The sequence below is a fragment of the Acutalibacter intestini genome (genome assembly GCF_034334985.1).
GTDB lineage: Bacteria > Bacillota > Clostridia > Oscillospirales > Acutalibacteraceae > Acutalibacter > Acutalibacter intestini.
The window spans coordinates 1-16,734 of the sequence record NZ_JAWXXL010000053.1; the positions used below are offsets into that span (position 1 = coordinate 1).

Consider the following 16,734-nt stretch of genomic DNA (forward strand, 5'->3'; position numbering starts at 1 on the left):
CTCTTAAAGCGCATGAAGGCGCTGCGGGCGGTATGCGACCGGGCCGAGACTATTACGGCCAAGGAGTTCTGGCCCTATCCCAGCTACGGCGATATACTTTTCAGCGTAAGGTAAAAACATTGTAACTTAAAGGAGTGTGGATATTATGGGAGCGGAGCAGATTATATCCCTGGTGACGGAAACTGTGAGCACACAGGTATTCGGGGTCTGGTTTCTCATTGGCGCGGCCCTGGTGTTCTTTATGCAGGCTGGTTTCGCTATGGTGGAGACCGGTTTCACCCGAGCCAAAAACGCGGGCAATATTATTATGAAGAACCTGATGGACTTCTGCATTGGCACAGTGGTGTTCGTACTTTTGGGCTTCAGCCTGATGATGGCCGAGGACTACGTGATGGGCTTTATCGGTATACCTAACCTGGATATATTCCGTAATTTTCCTGGTTTTATTGAAGAAAATGCCTCCAGCTTTGTGTTTAATCTGGTGTTCTGCGCCACGGCGGCCACCATTGTCTCCGGCGCTATGGCCGAGCGCACCAAGTTTTTGTCCTACTGTATTTATTCCGGAGTAATCTCCCTGTTCGTATACCCTGTTGAGGCCGGATGGGTCTGGAACAGCCAAGGCTGGCTGGTCCAGCTGGGCTTCCATGATTTTGCCGGCTCTGCGGCCATCCACTCCGTGGGCGGCGTCACGGCGCTAATCGGGGCCGTTCTGGTGGGTCCAAGGCTTGGCAAGTACATGGAGGATGAAGACGGCAAGGTGAAGAAGGTAAACGCCATACCCGGCCACTCCATCACCCTGGGGGCTCTGGGCTGTTTCATCCTATGGTTTGGATGGTACGGCTTCAACGGCGCGGCCGCCTGGGACAACACCTCCCTGGCCTCTATTTTCCTGACTACCACCATTGCCCCGGCAGTGGCCACGGTTACCACCATGCTGTTCACCTGGATAAAGAATGGTAAGCCGGATGTTTCCATGTGTCTGAACGCATCCTTGGCAGGCCTGGTGGGTATTACCGCCGGGTGCGACGCCCTGGACGCCCTGGGCTCGGTGATTGTGGGAATTGTTTCCGGAATTCTGGTGGTCGCGGTGGTCGAAATCCTGGACCTTAGGCTACACATCGACGACCCGGTAGGCGCTGTAGGCGTGCACCTTGCCAATGGCGTATGGGGCACCGCCGCTGTGGGGCTTCTGGCTAACCCTGACGCTCCGGCGGGCCTCAGGGGACTGTTCTACACCGGCGACCCCGGCCTGCTGTGGGTACAGCTGCTGGGCATCCTGGCAATCCTTGCCTGGACGGCTGCGCTGATGACCGTCACGTTTGTGATAATCAAAAGAACCGTTGGCCTGCGCGTTGAGCCGGAGGAGGAGCTCAAGGGCCTTGACAGCACCGAACACGGCCTGCTAAGCGCCTACGCGGACTTTGCCCCAGCGGTTGAGAGCCTGGACTACGGCTACGGGAATGCCATGGCCGTTACCGGAGACACGCCGGCCGCTGAAGCTATCCCGGTGAAAAAAGAGCCCACCCTGGTTCCTGACGGCGTGCCCAAGCTCACGAAGGTTGAGATTATCTGCCGGGAGAGCCGGTTCGAGGCCCTGAAGTCCGCCATGATGGCCCTGGGCATCACCGGCATGACGGTTTCCCATGTGCTGGGCTGCGGTGTACAAAAGGGCAAGCCCGAGTATTACAGAGGCGTGCCGGTGGAAGCCAGCCTTCTGCCCAAGATACAGGTGGATATCGTTGTCAGCCGGGTACCGGTCTCCTCGGTTGTAGAGACGGCAAAAAGGGTGCTGTATACCGGCCATATCGGCGACGGCAAGATATTTATCTATGATGTGGAGGACGTAGTGAAAGTGCGCACCGGCGAGACCGGATATGACGCGCTGCAGGACGTAGAATAATATGCCATGCGGAGAAAGCGGGGCTCGGTGTGACCCCGCCTGTTCCGCTTTCACGGAGGGATTCTTATGTGTTCAATCATCAGCTGCTGCGGCCCCTGCAACCAGCCTGACCTTGTAAAGGCATGCTTTGACCGCAGCTTGTCCCGGGGCCCGGACGACACCCGGTTTATCGATACTGGCAACGGCTTTATGGGCTTCCATCGCCTGGCTATCATGGGCCTAAGCCCTCAGGGCATGCAGCCCTTTGAGCTGGACGGCAGCTATGTGGTCTGCAACGGCGAGTTATATGGCTTTGAAAAGTTCAAACAGCAGCTCGCAGACAGATACGTCTTTCAAAGCGGCTCTGACTGCGAGGTACTGCTGCCCCTTTACAGGGAGTATGGCGCCGGCATGTTTAACCTGCTGGACGCGGAATTTGCCTGTGTTATATATGATGGAAACACAGGAGAGTACATAGCCGCCCGGGACCCCATCGGCATCCGTCCCCTGTACTACGGCTGGGGGGAAAGCGGCGCCATGCTCTTTGCCAGCGAGCCCAAGGACCTGATAGGCCTCTGCGGGGAGATACGGCCCTTTCCGCCGGGACATTATTACAAAGCCGGGAGGTTTGTCCCCTACAGGGATATTTCCCGGACCGAGAGGGTCTGCCACGACGATATGGACACGATATGCGAAAACATCCGGGCTAAGCTCACTGCGGGCATAAAGAAGCGGTTGGTTTCAGACGCGAAGCTGGGATTCCTTCTTTCCGGCGGTCTTGACTCATCCCTGGTCTGCGCCGTGGCGCAGCGGTACTGTAAAACGCCAATCCGCACCTTTGCGATTGGTATGGAGGGAGACGCCATAGACCTGAAATATGCCCGGCAGGCTGCGGACTTTATCGGCAGCAGCCACACCCAGGTTATAATCACCAGACAAGACGTGCTGGACGCTCTGGAGACAGTGGTGGCGGTCCTGGGGACATTCGATATTACCACTATCCGCGCCAGTGTGGGCATGTTCCTGGTATGCAAATATATCCATGAGAATACAGACATCCGGGTCCTTCTTACTGGAGAAATATCCGATGAGCTGTTTGGCTATAAGTATACGGACTTCGCCCCCAGCGCCCAGGCTTTCCAGAAGGAATCCGAGAAACGCATCCGGGAGCTGCATATGTACGATGTTCTCCGGGCCGACCGCTGTATCTCCGTCAACTCTCTGGAGGCCAGGGTGCCCTTTGGCGATTTGGACTTTGTGGAGTATGTTATGTCTGTTGACCCGGAGAAAAAACTGAATACCTACGGCAAGGGCAAGTATCTTCTGCGAAGGGCTTTTGCCCAGGGGGATTTTCTGCCGGAGGCAATTCTCTGGCGGGAAAAAGCGGCTTTTTCCGACGCGGTAGGCCACTCTATGGTGGACTATTTGAAGGAGTATGCCGAGGGGCTTTACACAGACAAGGCGTTTGAGGCAAAAAGCAAGTCCTATACCCACGCCCGGCCCTTTACGAAAGAAGCCCTGCTGTATAGAGAGTTGTTTGAGAAATACTATCCTGGCCAGGGACAGCTAATCGAGGGTTTTTGGATGCCCAATCCGGAATGGGAGGGCTGTAAAGTAGACGACCCGTCGGCAAGAGTGCTGGCAAACTATGGGGCCAGCGGAGAATAAAGGAGAGGTGCGTATGAGTATCCATGAGGAATGCGGAATTTTCGGTGTGTGGCTGCCAGACCGCGCGGAAGCGGCCGAGCTCTGCTATTACGGGCTTTTTGCCCTTCAGCACCGGGGGCAGGAGAGCTGCGGGATTGTGATAAACGACGACGGCGTATTCGCGTCCCATAAGGACGTTGGCCTGCTGGGAGAGGTATTCACCCCAGAGGCGCTGGGCCGCCTGCCCAAAGGGAATATGGGGGTGGGCCATGTGCGCTACGGCACCACCGGAGGCGGCGGGCGCAGAAACTGCCAGCCCATAGAGGTGAACCATCAGAAAGGAAAAATGGCCCTGGCCCACAACGGCAACCTTAGCAATGCCGCCGGGCTTCGAAACAAGCTGGAGCTTTCCGGCGCTATTTTCCACACGACCAGCGACACGGAGATTATCGCCTATATTGTCACCCAGCAGCGCCTGACCACCCCCTCCATTGAAGCCGCCCTGCGCGCGGCTATGGACCAGCTGGACGGAGCCTACTCCCTGGCGCTTATGTCCGCCCAAAAGCTCATTGCCGCCCGGGACCCCTTTGGTTTCCGGCCTTTATGCTACGGCAGGCTTTCCGGCGGCGGGTACGCGGTGGCCTCGGAAAGCTGCGCTCTGGCGGCCATTGGCGCGGAATTTCAGCGAGACCTGGAGCCGGGGGAAATTTTGGTGTTCGGTCCTGACGGAATGGCGTCATACCGAGAGCACTGCGGCCAGAAGCCGAAAAGGCTTTGTGTCTTTGAGTATATCTATTTTGCAAGGCCCGACTCGGTGCTGGACGGAGTACCCGTGCACCTGGCACGGCAGCGGGCCGGCGAACTGCTGGCAGAGCGGCGCCCCGCCAGCGCCGACCTGGTTATTGGCGTGCCGGACTCGGGCCTGGACGCGGCCCTGGGCTTCAGCAGGGCATCTGGAATCCCTTATGGCATGGGACTCATTAAGAACAAGTACATTGGCCGCACATTCATCTCTCCAATCCAGGCCCAGCGTCTGGACCAGGTGCGCATTAAGCTAAGCCCCATAGAGTCCGCGGTGAGGGGACAGAGGCTGGTGCTGGTGGACGACTCCATCGTGCGAGGGACCACCAGCGGGCGCATTGTCAAGCTGCTGCGGGAGGCAGGCGCCAAAGAGATACACCTGCGGGTGTCCTCGCCGCCGTTTCTGCACCCCTGCTACTATGGCACGGACATCGACTCCCAAGACCACCTGATTGCATGCAGGCATACAGTAGAGGAGACCGCCGCCATCATCGGGGCGGACTCCCTGGGCTATCTGCCGGTAGACGCCCTTGACCGGCTGGCGGGGAGCCCCGGTATTTGCTCCGCCTGTTTCAGCGGGCGGTACCCAACCCCCATTCCGAAGGACACCCGTAAGGACAGGTTTGAGCAAAAGCTGGGAACGAGGGAGAATGCGGCGTTTCGGAAAACTGAAAAAAGAACCCTTAGTCAAACGTCAGTTTAGGGTAAAAGCAGCAGAAAAGAAACGGCCACCCGGATGCGGGAGAGTTTTGGTGAACCCAAACTATGCGGCGTGTTCGTTGTTGCTATTATTGGCGCCCATGGCGGCATGACCAAGCATGCCAGTTACGGGTCTGACCCGTTTGTGGCCCCTGTGAGGGCCTTGTCAGGCGAACTGGGGCCGCTCTCGAGGAGCAAGAAGAGAGCAGGCCCAGAACGCCGTTTTGGGGCATTTGTAGCGATTTGTGAGGGCCGCCTGCCTCGCCTCCAGCCGCGGCACAAATCCTCCGCGAACAACGGCGCAAACTCGTCGCAAAGATATGCACTGAAATGGAAGATAATCCAGCCAGAGAGAACAGAAAAAGCATGGTCGAAAAACAAGCAGGAGAAAGCAAGGCGCCAAGGTGGCGCCTTTGCAGTTCACACCGTCCGGCGGAGCCGGGCGGGAATGCTAGAAACTACGGGCTTTTTCGGGAGTTATAGCGCATGGTGAGATAGGTGTCATAGTAGGGTCACAAATGAGGATTTGGTGTAAAGTTTGGGGTTGCAAGTGGGCAGAAACGGCGGAACACCGGGAAATTTTTAGGTGTCACAAGTTGGTGTAACACGATTTTGGAGATGCTTTATGGATTCAGAAAATATGCAGCGGATAAGCCTGTATTTGGACAGAGGGCTGGTCAATCGGGCAGACAGATTTGCAAAAGAGCAAGGCTTTTCCTCTCGGAATGAACTGTTCACACGAGCGGTTGAAAACCTCATGGCTGACAGCGATTTACAGGATAATGACATCCTGGGTGAAAAACTGGCTGGAGCGGTTTCGAGGTTATCCGAGGATAACGCGAAAGCTATCTCAAAAGGACTCTTCCGTTATGCGGTGCAGCTTGAGATGGTGATGCGGGTGCTGGCAGAGCTTTCTGAGTACACACCCAAGCAGGTAGAGGAAATGCGCCGCGAAGCCATAAACAATGTTCGCCGTACCCGTGGCAAGGTGCGTTTTGAAGATATTTTAGCCGGATATTACGAAGATTGATACCACCAAAATTTACGTCGCTAAACAAAGAAAAGGGTTGTGGAAAAAAGTTTTAGAAATGCAAACAGATAAACAACTTTACTCTATATCATTTTTCTGCGACATGTGGTATATTGGGGAATAAGCTACTTGGTGGTCCCGCTCCCCAATAGCAAGTAGTATGGGTGCATATTGGAACAAAAATCAAGGAGTAATCTGTCATGAGCATCATCCACGATGAACTGAATAAGCTGGGCATTGTCTGCAATACTTTCTCCGTCCTACAGGACAAGGATGGCATCATTGTTGCCAGAATCGCAAGCAGGGAGAAATCGCATATTCTAAAGTGTTTCAAAAAAGATGAGCATAAACGGGAATTGGATAACTACCGGCTCTTGGCTTCCTTGAACATTCCCACAATTCGTGTAATTGCGTCCACGGATTCTGCGCTTCTTCTTGAGGACATTGAATTCAGCTCTTTTTATCGACTGGGTGTGCAGGAAGACATGTCCGACCCAGATGTCGCCCGCCAAATTGCAGTATGGTACAAGCTGCTTCACAGTCATGGATATGGTTATATTTGTCAGCACGGAGAATCCATGTATGACGAGGCAGACTTCTTCACTCTCGAAAACATTGCCTTCATCAAGGAAAAGACCGAAACTCAGAGCGCACCGGCATGGGGGCTTTTGGAACAGCATTATTATACCATTAACAATCAGCTTTGCAACGCAAGACGGACGCTGACATACAACGACTTCTATTATACGAATATGGTTGTTGCCAAAGATAATTCCTCTGCGCTGATGTTTGACTACAATCTGTTAGGTAAGGGTTATGCCTATACAGATGTTAGAAATGTGTTATCCTCTCTGTCTGGAGAAGCCGGGAAAGCATTTCTTGACGAATATGGAGTGTTTGAACCTATGGAGAAAGCGTTGGACGATGTGGTGAGCGTTGTTGTCACTCTGCACCAGGCCTGTCTGCGTGGAAAGGTTCCTTGGTGGGCGCAATCTTTGCTTGATGAAATTAATACCACCTTTATCGAGAAAATTGAGTGTTTAAAAAGTATGATATAAATTGTTATGAATTAGACTTGCCGCACCAATACACAAAACTTGCTTATGTGTGGTTCGATTTAAAGCGGGCAGACAAAGTATATGTGCAGTTAGAAAAATGTAGCAAAAGGGAAGAAAGGCAAATGCCATATTTTCGGGTTGGGAAACCGCTAGAAAGATGCAGGTTTCCCCCTTTGCACCTACACCCACGCCACCCGCCAAAAGCAGGAGCAAGCCGCAAAAAAGATGGGAAATTTTATGGACAAAGTCATGTGAAAGCAGGTCAGTAAGCCAAAAACGGCTGGAACTTCCTACCCGGAAGTAGCCAGCCGTTTCCGTTTATTTCCGCGTGTGGGGTGAGCGTCTGCCAGTGGCAGACAAGCTGCGAACCGACCGAGCCGACAGGCGAGACCACGGTGTGGGTCAAAAACGCCCCTGGCACTCTCCGGTTATTTCTGACCATTTCCGCATGTGGGGTGAGCACGCGCCAGTAGCGCGTTGACGCGAACCGACCAAGCCGGCAGGCGAGACCGGGGTGTGGGTCAGGACAAAAAGCCGGCGGAGCCACGCCAAACTCGCAAAAAGAATAAGCTGAAACCTTATCCGCAATATCCGTTTTAATATGCAACCGAGCAAAACAACTTGCGATGTTCCAGCTTTGACCGTTCCCCACCCAGTGTAGAAAATCGCTCCAAAATAATTTGGCTACATACAACAAAAGCCTCGCATGTTTCATGCAAGACTTTGTCAATGGTGGGGGAGAGTGGATTCGAACCACTGAAGTCGTCGACAACAGATTTACAGTCTGCCCCCTTTGGCCACTCGGGAACTCCCCCATAAATTATGAAGTTTTATACAAGGCTTGTCCGGCCTTCCTGTCGGGCCGGACCGCCCAGTTTGGAGCTGGTGAACGGACTCGAACCCCTGACCTGCTGATTACAAACAGTGTGGGGGGCCGAAATTTGGCTCCATTACGGCGTTTCTGAGCCTTTCCGCTCCACCATACCACGGCATTTGACCCTAAATTTCCCACTGTGTTCGCCCAGCTTTTTCACCGTGTGGGTCAGGGTGTGGGTCAGAAAAGAAAAAGGTGCAAGGAGATTTTTCATGCCAGTCCTAAAAGCGCCCTCAAAATTTGCGTTGCTAAACAAAGAAAAACCTTTTGAATACCTTGGTTCGCGGAAACTGAGTAAGTAGAAAAAGTCCTCTATCTTTTTTCTGCGCTATATGTTATACTGAAAAAACATCCAAATTATGCAGAACCTGTGGGAGGACGAGTGTGATGAAAGGCGTGGAGCAACGCGCAGCGGCAGCGCGGTTTGGAGCGGATTGGCAAGGTCGTGGCGATGAAAAACAGGAAACACAATTATTCTGGATTTCCCTGCTTCAAGACGTGTTCGGGGTGGAGGAACCCACAAAGTACATACAATTTGAGCTGCCGGTGAAGCTGGACCACACCAGCTTTATTGACGGCTACATCCCCACGACCCGCGTTTTAATTGAGCAAAAGGGGAAGGACATTGACTTGCGAAAAGGATATAAGCAGTCTGACGGTAGTATGCTTACGCCATTCGGACAAGCCCGGAGGTATGGAGGATTTTTGCCGTACAACCAGACTCCCCGCTGGATCGTGGCCTGTAACTTCCGGGAGTTCCATATCCACGACATGAACCGGCCCAATGACGAACCGGAGGTTCTGCTGTTGGAGGATTTTGAAAAGGAGTACCACCGGCTGAACTTTTTGGTGGATACCGGCAGCGAACACATCAAAAAGGAAATGGAGATCTCCTTGCAGGCCGGCGAGCTGGTGGGGGTACTCTATGAAGCGCTACTGAAACAGTATAAGGAACCCGACAGCCCCGAAACACTGAAAAGCCTCAACAAGCTGTGCGTCCGGTTGGTGTTCTGTCTATACGCTGAGGACGCGGGGATTTTCGGCGGCAGGAATATGTTCCACGATTATCTTCGGGACATTTCAGCCAACGGTATGCGGCGGGCTTTGGTAGAGTTGTTCCGAGTACTAGATCAGAGGCCAGAGGACCGGGACAAATACCTGGCGGACGACAATCCGGCACTGGCGGCATTCCCTTATGTAAACGGAGGTCTGTTCAGCGACGAGAACATAGAGATACCGCCCTTTACTGATGAATTGAAAACTATGCTTTTGCACAGGGCCAGCGAGGATTTTGACTGGTCTGAAATCAGCCCTACCATCTTCGGCGCGGTGTTTGAATCCACCCTGAACCCAGAAACCCGGCGCTCTGGCGGTATGCACTACACCTCCATTGAGAATATCCACAAGGTGATTGACCCGCTGTTTTTGGACGGCCTGAAAGCGGAGTTTGAGGAAATCAAGGGTATTGCAGTGGACCGCACCCGCAAGGTCAAGCTTGAAGCCTTTCAAAAGAAGCTGGCGCGGCTGAAATTCCTTGACCCCGCCTGCGGCTCTGGCAACTTCCTGACCGAAACCTACATATCTCTGCGGCGGTTGGAAAACAAAGCGATTTCACTTCTTCACAGAGGGCAGGTCATGCTGAATGTGGGCAACCCTATCCAGGTGTCGATCGGTCAGTTTTACGGCATTGAAATTAACGACTTCGCCGTAACTGTCGCAAAAACTGCCCTGTGGATTGCCGAAAGCCAGATGATGAAGGAAACCGAGGGCGTGGTGCATATGTCCCTGGACTTTCTGCCGCTGAAATCCTACGCCAACATTACCGAGGGAAACGCCCTGCAGGTGGATTGGGAGAGTGTGGTGCCAAAGCGGGAACTGAATTATATTATGGGGAACCCGCCGTTTGTGGGATTTAAGTTTGCAAGTGAATCTCAAAAGCAAGATATGAAGTCTGTTTTTACAGAAATCAAGCCTGCTTTATTGGACTATGTATGCTGTTGGTATAGAAAAGCTGCCGAATACATTATGGAAACAAAATGTGAAGTCGCATTTGTGTCAACAAATTCTATATCACAAGGTCAAATGGCGGGCGATTTATGGACGTTGTTACTTAACAAGTATTCTGTGCATATCAATTTTGCATGGAAGTCCTTCATTTGGAAGAGTGAATCAAGTGAAACTGCCAAAGTCCATGTTGTTATCATTGGGTTTGCCTATATCCAGCGGGTACACAAAATTTTATTTTCTAGCAATAATGCAAGAGTTGTGTCAAATATTTGTCCCTATCTTTTTGAAGGCGATAATGTATTGATTACCAGTCGGAAAACTCCGATTTGCGATGTTCCGCTTATGGTAATGGGAAATCAAGCAATGGATGGTGGCAATCTTATCATTGAAAATGATGAATACGAAGATTTTCTAAAGAAGGAGCCATCGGCAGCACCATTTATAAAGCGTTACATGATGGGATATGAATTTATCAATAATAAAAAGAGATGGTGCTTGTGGCTCGTAAAATGTTCCCCATCACAACTTAAATCCATGCCGTATGTCATGAAAAGAGTCAAAGCTGTTCAAGAGATGCGTGCATTAAGTAAAGACGCTGGAGCAAGAAAAAAGGCGGAGACTCCTATGTTGTTCCGTGAGCAGCGCAACCCGGCAAAATTTGTTGCAATCCCTATTGTTTCTTCAGAACGCAGGAAATATATTCCACTTGGCTATCTGGATGATTCAATTATCGCTGGAAATAAGTTGTTTATAATACCTGACGCAGAATTATTCCATTTTGGGATTCTGACTTCTAATGTTCACATGGCTTGGATGCGAACGGTTGCCGCAAGGTTAAAGTCTGATTATACATACTCAAAAGACGTGGTCTATAACAACTTTCCTTGGCCTACCCCCACTGACAAACAGAAAGCCAAAATCGAGCAGACCGCCAAGGGCATTTTGGATGCCCGCGCTCTCTATCCGGACAGCAGCCTTGCCGACCTATATGACGAGACTACCATGCCTCCGGAGCTGCGCAAGGCTCACCAGAACAATGACCGGGCAGTGATGGAGGCGTATGGGTTTTCGGTGCGGGATATGACGGAGAGCAGCTGCGTGGCGGAGTTGATGAAGATGTATCAGGAGTTGACAGAGCAAAAAGGGAGGTAGAGTATGGATATGCCAAAATTGTATAGATACAGACCTTTTCGTGAAAACCCAGGACTTGAATTTTCTTTTCCTGCGCATGAAATCCAGTGGCAGCAAGAGTTATATGACGAACTCATAGTGCCAGTTTCACCAATAACTTTTAACGATCCATACGATTGTGATATTGTTGTCGAAAAAAGCTTTTTGAACGAAAAATGGTATAGAGAAATGGTTATAGAGGCTGTGAACCAATGGATGCCTTTGTCTGAACAAGAAAAGAAATCATTTTACACAGCTAGTGATTTGAAAGCCGCAATAGAATCCGTACTATGTGAGTCGTTACCTAGTACTTTAATATCCAAGGTGTACAGGGATGTAAGTGATATATTTCATGATATTAAAGATGACTTGAGGGTGGCTTGCTTTTCGGAAACAAACAAATCCATTTTGATGTGGAGCCACTATGCCGAAAATCATACTGGTTTTTGTATCGAGTACGATTTCAATCAATCCTCATTAAGAAATTTGAAAAAGCGTTTCCATCCTGTGGATTACTCTGAAGATAGATATTTCATATCAGGGTCATTTGCAAACGGAGATAATGAAAGCGCCAATCAAGCAATTTATGAGGCACCGTTTCATAAATCTTCGATATGGAATTATGAACAAGAGTGGCGAATGGTGTTCCACAAAAAGGAACTTCATGGTTTCTCCTCTAATGGAAAGTACAACTATGTTTCTGCACAAGACTGCATAACGGCGGTATACTTAGGAACAAAAGCTCCAATAGAAAAGTGTAAGGAAATTTGCGCACATTATGAGGGAAGTACTGTAAAAGTATATCACATGCGGATGCATTCGGACTGCTATAAATTAGAGCCGGAAGAACTCAACTCCAGCAATTTTTAGACATGACCGCTTTGGCCCCTGTGAGGCCCGTGTTGGGCAGTTTAGGCCGGGGATCGAGGAGAGTATCTGCCACCGGTCTAAAACGCCGTGTGAGGCCATTTGTGGCAGCGTGTGAGGGCGCGGAGAAGGAGGCTGAAAATGATAAGTCCAGAAGAAGTATACAGAGCGGCAAAAAGGAAAGAGCGGGAAAATCTCAGATTTCGAAGTTTTCTGAAAAACCATGCTGATGACGAGGAATTGGATCGGCAGTTTTTGGCCTTACATAACGAACTGTTTGAAGAATATGACTGCAGACAGTGTGCCAACTGCTGCCGCGCATATAGTACGGTATTGGAAGAAGACGAAATCAGCGCCATTTCGAATCATCTCGGCATGACAGCGGAATCTTTCCAGGAGAAATACCTGGCGCAGGGCGAGGAAGGCTCGGAGTTGAAAGGCCCATGTGCTTTTCTGAAAGATAATGGACGGTGCGGGATAGAATCATGCAAGCCCCGGCAATGCCGTGAATATCCGTATACGGACAAGCCTGGGAGGCTTTTTAGCTTATACGGTATTCTGACATCTGCCGAGCATTGTCCGGTGGTTTATGAGATTTTAGAGCGATTGAAAAAAATATATCATTTTCGATGATGGCGGTATAGTGATTTGAGAAGGCAGACACAAGCCCGGGATAAGCGAAAGATTATGCGCTAATTATGAAAGAATATCCATCCGGAAATGGCTCAAAAGAATCGGTCTAAAAACAAGCAGGAGAAAGCAAGGCGCCATGCCGGCGCCTTTGCAGTCCACACCGTCCGGCAGAGCCGGGCGGGAAGGCTAGAAACTACGGGCTTTTTCGGAAGTCATAGGGCATGGTGAGATAGGTGTCATAGTGGGGTCGCAAATGGGAATTTGGTGTAAAGTTTGGGGTTGCGAGTGGACAGAAATGGCTGAATACCGGGGAATTTTTAGGTGTCACAAGTTGGTGTATTGCATTTTCGGAGGTGCATTATGGATTCAGAAAATATGCAACGGATAAGCCTGTATTTGGACAGAGGGCTAGTCAAGCGTGCGGACAGGTTTGCGAAAGAACAGGGATTTTCCTCTCGAAATGAGTTGTTCACGCGAGCAGTTGAAAGCCTCATGGCTGAGAGTGCTTTGCAGGATAACGACATCCTGGGTGAAAAACTGGCTGGAGCGGTCTTGAAATTGTCCGAGGATAACGCGAAAGCTATCTCAAAAGGACTCTTCCGCTATGCGGTGCAGCTAGAGATGGTGATGCGGGTGCTGGCGGAGCTTTCTGAGTACACGCCCGAGCAGGTAGAGGAAATGCGCCGTGAGGCCATAAACAACGTGCGCCGCACTCGTGGGAAGGTGCGTTTCGAGGATATTTTAACTGGATATTACGATGACTAACCCCCTCAAAATTTGCGCTGCTAAACAAAGAAAAGCGGTTTTGAGCACGCGAAAAAAGCAAGAAAAATGTCAGTGGACTTTCTCAGCGGGGTGTGGTATTGTGGTGTGCTGAGAAAGGGGGCCGATATATGGCAAAAAAGAGAGCAAACGGCGAAGGCAACATCCGCAAACGTAAAGATGGTCGCTGGGAGGGACGCTATACAGCAGGCTACGACTCAGCCACAGGAAAGCGCATTATCAAGAATGTGCTCGGCAAGACCCAAGCCGAGGTCAAGGAGAAACTGGTTGCGGCAATGGATGACACCAAAGATTTGGACGTAGCCCGCTCTGACGGTTACACGGTCGGCTCATGGCTCACGAACTGGTACACCCTCTATGCCAAGCCAAATGTGCGAGTCTCCACCGCCGAATACTACCGCCGGAGCATAGAACTCCACGTAAACCCACGGATAGGTAACATCAAGCTGAACAAACTAACAGGCCGCGACCTTCAAAAACTCTACCAAGACCTCCGTGAAAACGGCAGATTGCGAGAGGTGCAGAAAGAAAAATCTCCTGGTCTGAGCGCCTCCACCGTGCGTGGCATCCACCTCATGCTCCACAACGCACTGGACAGAGCAGTCAAGGAACGTCTGATTCAGCGCAACCCTACCGATGACTGCATCGCACCAAAGTTGGAGAAAAAGGAAATGAAGTTCCTCCCCGTCGAGGACATGAAAGCCTACCTCGACGAGGCCGACCGCCGTCACGTCCTCCCCATGTTTTATCTGGAGCTGGTCAGCGGCCTGCGCAAAGGTGAGCTGGTAGCCTTACTCTGGTCAGACCTGGACATCAAAAACCAGACAATAAGTGTGAGCAAGCAGGCCACCCGCGATGCAGATGGCAACATCGTCATCACCCGGCCCAAGACAGAAACATCCGTCAGGCTGGTATCTATCCCTCAGAAAGCTGTGGAACTTCTCCAGCAGGAGCACCGCAAGCATCCTGACAACCCCTATATGTTTCCCTCCACCAGAACCGGTGAAATGTACTACCCAGACTCAATCGTCACCCTCCATAAGAGGATATTAAAGTCAGCAGAATTAAGTTATATTCCTTTCCATTCGTTAAGACACACTTTTGCGACTGCCGCACTACAAAATGGTGTAGACGTAAAAACCGTCAGCAGTATGCTGGGCCACTACGACGCCGGTTTCACGCTGAGAACCTACACCCACGCCACCCGCCAAAAACAGGAGCAGGCCGCAGAAAAGATGGGAAATTTTATGGAGAAGGTCATGTGAGTGTGGGGCAAACGAGAAAAACGGCTGGAACTTCCTACCCGGAAGTATCCAGCCGTTTCCGTTTATTTCCGCGTGTGGGTCACGGTGTGGGTCAGGACAAAAAGCCGACGGAGCCACGCCGAACTCGCAAAAAGAATAAGTTGAAACTATATCCGCAATATCCGGAAAAATATGCAGAACGCAAACAGCACAGAAACAAGGCAACACTGTGCTAAGCCGCCGTAAAAGCCAAACCATCGACCTCAAGAAAAAGCAAAGAAACCGCACAACCATGCGGTTTCTCAGACTTTGGTGGGGGAGAGTGGATTCGAACCACTGAAGTCGTCGACAACAGATTTACAGTCTGCCCCCTTTGGCCACTCGGGAACTCCCCCATAAATTATGCGATTTTATACAAGCGGTGCGCCCGGTTTTGGAGAACCGGGCCCGTCCCGCTGGAGCTGGTGAACGGACTCGAACCCCTGACCTGCTGATTACAAATCAGCTGCTCTACCAACTGAGCTACACCAGCGGATTTCCTTAATGCTTGCTTATTATACCTCCTTTAAGCGGAAATGTCAAGAGCTTTTTGTGGGTTTTTCTCGCATTGACAATTTTTGATACAAATGTAAAATCCTGATTATATTTTGATGAATTTACTGCGGCAGTATAACCAAGCTCTATCTTCTTCTTCTTATCACTTATCGATTGTTACTAGTGTAATATTTACACTAAGTTAATAACTTTTATGAAAATATTGGGGGAGCCGTCTAATCAACTAAAAATTACCGCTTCATTCCATTATGCCATCCCACTGAAATTGATCTCTGGATCTCTAAATTATAACTAATATATCTTCCCGCTGGTTCCAAAGCTGCTAAGCAAAGGGGAAACTCTCCCTGGGTATCTCCTTGTATGATAAAGTTGTAGCTATGAAATCTCCTCTCCACGGGTAGTGCTACATTGTAGGATGTTGTGGATCGGTGAGTTTCTCCTACCACCTGGATGGTTTGTGAAAGGCTCCAGCCACAGCCCTTTGCAGTTTTTTGATCCGCTAAATACCGGCAGACGGTTGATGTGGAACAAGGCTACAAAAGCAAAGTGTCCTGTGGAAACAGCATCACAAATTTATCGTTGGAGGTATCGCTATGTTTTGCGTTGCGATTGATGTGGCAAGGACAAGCATGACTGTTTCATCAGTAGTTCCGAGGGTATGTTGCCAGATGTGTTCACCATCCTCAATAACCGGAAGGACTTCAACACCCCGCTTTGTATGCCGCAGACCTGCTCCACGCCCCAGGACAGTATAAAAGTAGGGCCTGAGGCACCATCCTTTACCGGAAAGCCTCAGCCTAAGTGAGATGAATATGGACCGTGTGGATGCACGAACAATTGCAGGTATGCTTATAAGACGTACAACTGCTCATAAGCATACCATTCCCCTCATTTGTGACCTGAACGCTGAAATCCAGGAAATTGAGGCCGCAATCCAGGCCATCATGGAAGAACTTCACTTTCCCACTACCACCATTCCGGGGACTGGATACCTCATGGGAGTCCATGATCCTGGCCGAGGTCGGGGACTTCTCCCGGTTCGATTCTCCGGACAGCTTAAAAACGGTTATCCCCACATGGAGAAACGCGGTTCCAGGTATCTGCGCTATGCCCTCTATAACGCAGCCAAATACGGCTGCCATTGGGACGCTGGATGGGGTGAGGGCAAGCGTTACAACGTCGCCTTATCCCATGCCGCCAAGAAGCTGATGCGACTTCTTTTCGCGCTAGAGAAGTCAGCCCTACTGCCCAGCACGTACTTCGATAGCTATTCGAGGGTCTGTTCACGCTCTTCTTTGCTATCCTCTTTTCTTTCCCTCTTTCAATCCGTCCGGAAATACGATGTATAGCTTTGAGGCTCGGGTTGGTATTAAGGCAACCCCGCACCATTCGCGGGTGGCGCCTTAAGCACCGTCTTGCTTGCAGATTTTCCGTGATAGCGCACAGCTTTCGCTGGTCAATGGTGAGATGGACGGCGCTCAATCTGT

10 protein-coding genes, 3 tRNA genes and 1 pseudogene are annotated in these 16,734 nt (G+C 50.8%); 11 read left to right on the forward strand and 3 right to left on the reverse strand.

Going from position 1 to position 16,734, the window contains the following annotated elements:
• The first annotated feature begins 145 nt into the window (after positions 1-145).
• The 5 genes from U8U68_RS19995 (at position 146) to U8U68_RS20015 (ending at position 7,114) form a co-directional block, all read left to right on the forward strand.
• Positions 146-1,900, forward strand: a complete 1,755-nt coding sequence (locus U8U68_RS19995; RefSeq protein ID WP_322203964.1) for an ammonium transporter — start codon at positions 146-148, stop codon at positions 1,898-1,900.
• 66 nt (positions 1,901-1,966) lie between these two features.
• Entirely contained in the window at positions 1,967-3,547 is a 1,581-nt protein-coding gene (asnB, locus tag U8U68_RS20000; protein WP_322203966.1) for an asparagine synthase B, read from the forward strand.
• A gap of 13 nt (positions 3,548-3,560) precedes the next feature.
• Entirely contained in the window at positions 3,561-5,030 is a 1,470-nt protein-coding gene (gene purF / locus U8U68_RS20005; RefSeq protein WP_322203968.1) for an amidophosphoribosyltransferase, read from the forward strand.
• 621 nt (positions 5,031-5,651) lie between these two features.
• Complete coding sequence (locus U8U68_RS20010) at positions 5,652-6,056, forward strand: CopG family ribbon-helix-helix protein (RefSeq protein ID WP_322203970.1); 405 nt, start codon at positions 5,652-5,654, stop codon at positions 6,054-6,056.
• Positions 6,057-6,256: 200 nt separating this feature from the next.
• Positions 6,257-7,114, forward strand: coding sequence for a hypothetical protein (locus U8U68_RS20015; RefSeq protein WP_322203972.1), 858 nt, complete (start codon positions 6,257-6,259; stop codon positions 7,112-7,114).
• Positions 7,115-7,844: 730 nt separating this feature from the next.
• On the opposite strand, the gene U8U68_RS20020 is transcribed toward U8U68_RS20015, so the two are convergent.
• A tRNA-Tyr gene (locus U8U68_RS20020) sits at positions 7,845-7,929 on the reverse strand.
• A gap of 446 nt (positions 7,930-8,375) precedes the next feature.
• On the opposite strand from U8U68_RS20020, the gene U8U68_RS20025 reads away from it, so the two are divergent.
• From U8U68_RS20025 to U8U68_RS20045, 5 genes are all read left to right on the forward strand, one after another.
• On the forward strand, positions 8,376-11,147 hold the full coding sequence (locus U8U68_RS20025) for a DNA methyltransferase (protein WP_322203981.1): 2,772 nt from the start codon (positions 8,376-8,378) through the stop codon (positions 11,145-11,147).
• Positions 11,148-11,150: 3 nt separating this feature from the next.
• On the forward strand, positions 11,151-12,035 hold the full coding sequence (locus U8U68_RS20030; RefSeq protein ID WP_322203974.1) for a DUF2971 domain-containing protein: 885 nt from the start codon (positions 11,151-11,153) through the stop codon (positions 12,033-12,035).
• Positions 12,036-12,173: 138 nt separating this feature from the next.
• Complete coding sequence (locus tag U8U68_RS20035) at positions 12,174-12,665, forward strand: YkgJ family cysteine cluster protein (RefSeq protein ID WP_322203976.1); 492 nt, start codon at positions 12,174-12,176, stop codon at positions 12,663-12,665.
• A 492-nt stretch (positions 12,666-13,157) separates the two neighbouring features.
• Positions 13,158-13,430 carry a hypothetical protein gene (locus U8U68_RS20040; RefSeq protein ID WP_160579769.1) on the forward strand — a complete coding sequence of 91 codons (273 nt, stop codon included), beginning with the start codon at positions 13,158-13,160 and terminating at the stop codon, positions 13,428-13,430.
• A 128-nt stretch (positions 13,431-13,558) separates the two neighbouring features.
• Complete coding sequence (locus tag U8U68_RS20045; protein WP_322203979.1) at positions 13,559-14,713, forward strand: tyrosine-type recombinase/integrase; 1,155 nt, start codon at positions 13,559-13,561, stop codon at positions 14,711-14,713.
• Positions 14,714-15,002: 289 nt separating this feature from the next.
• Here U8U68_RS20045 and U8U68_RS20050 read toward each other — a convergent pair.
• A tRNA-Tyr gene (locus tag U8U68_RS20050) sits at positions 15,003-15,087 on the reverse strand.
• A 61-nt stretch (positions 15,088-15,148) separates the two neighbouring features.
• A tRNA-Thr gene (locus U8U68_RS20055) sits at positions 15,149-15,224 on the reverse strand.
• A gap of 856 nt (positions 15,225-16,080) precedes the next feature.
• Between U8U68_RS20055 and U8U68_RS22720 the strand changes: the two are divergent.
• A pseudogene (locus tag U8U68_RS22720) lies at positions 16,081-16,485 on the forward strand (IS110 family RNA-guided transposase); the annotation flags it as partial.
• Between the last annotated feature and the right edge of the window lie 249 nt (positions 16,486-16,734).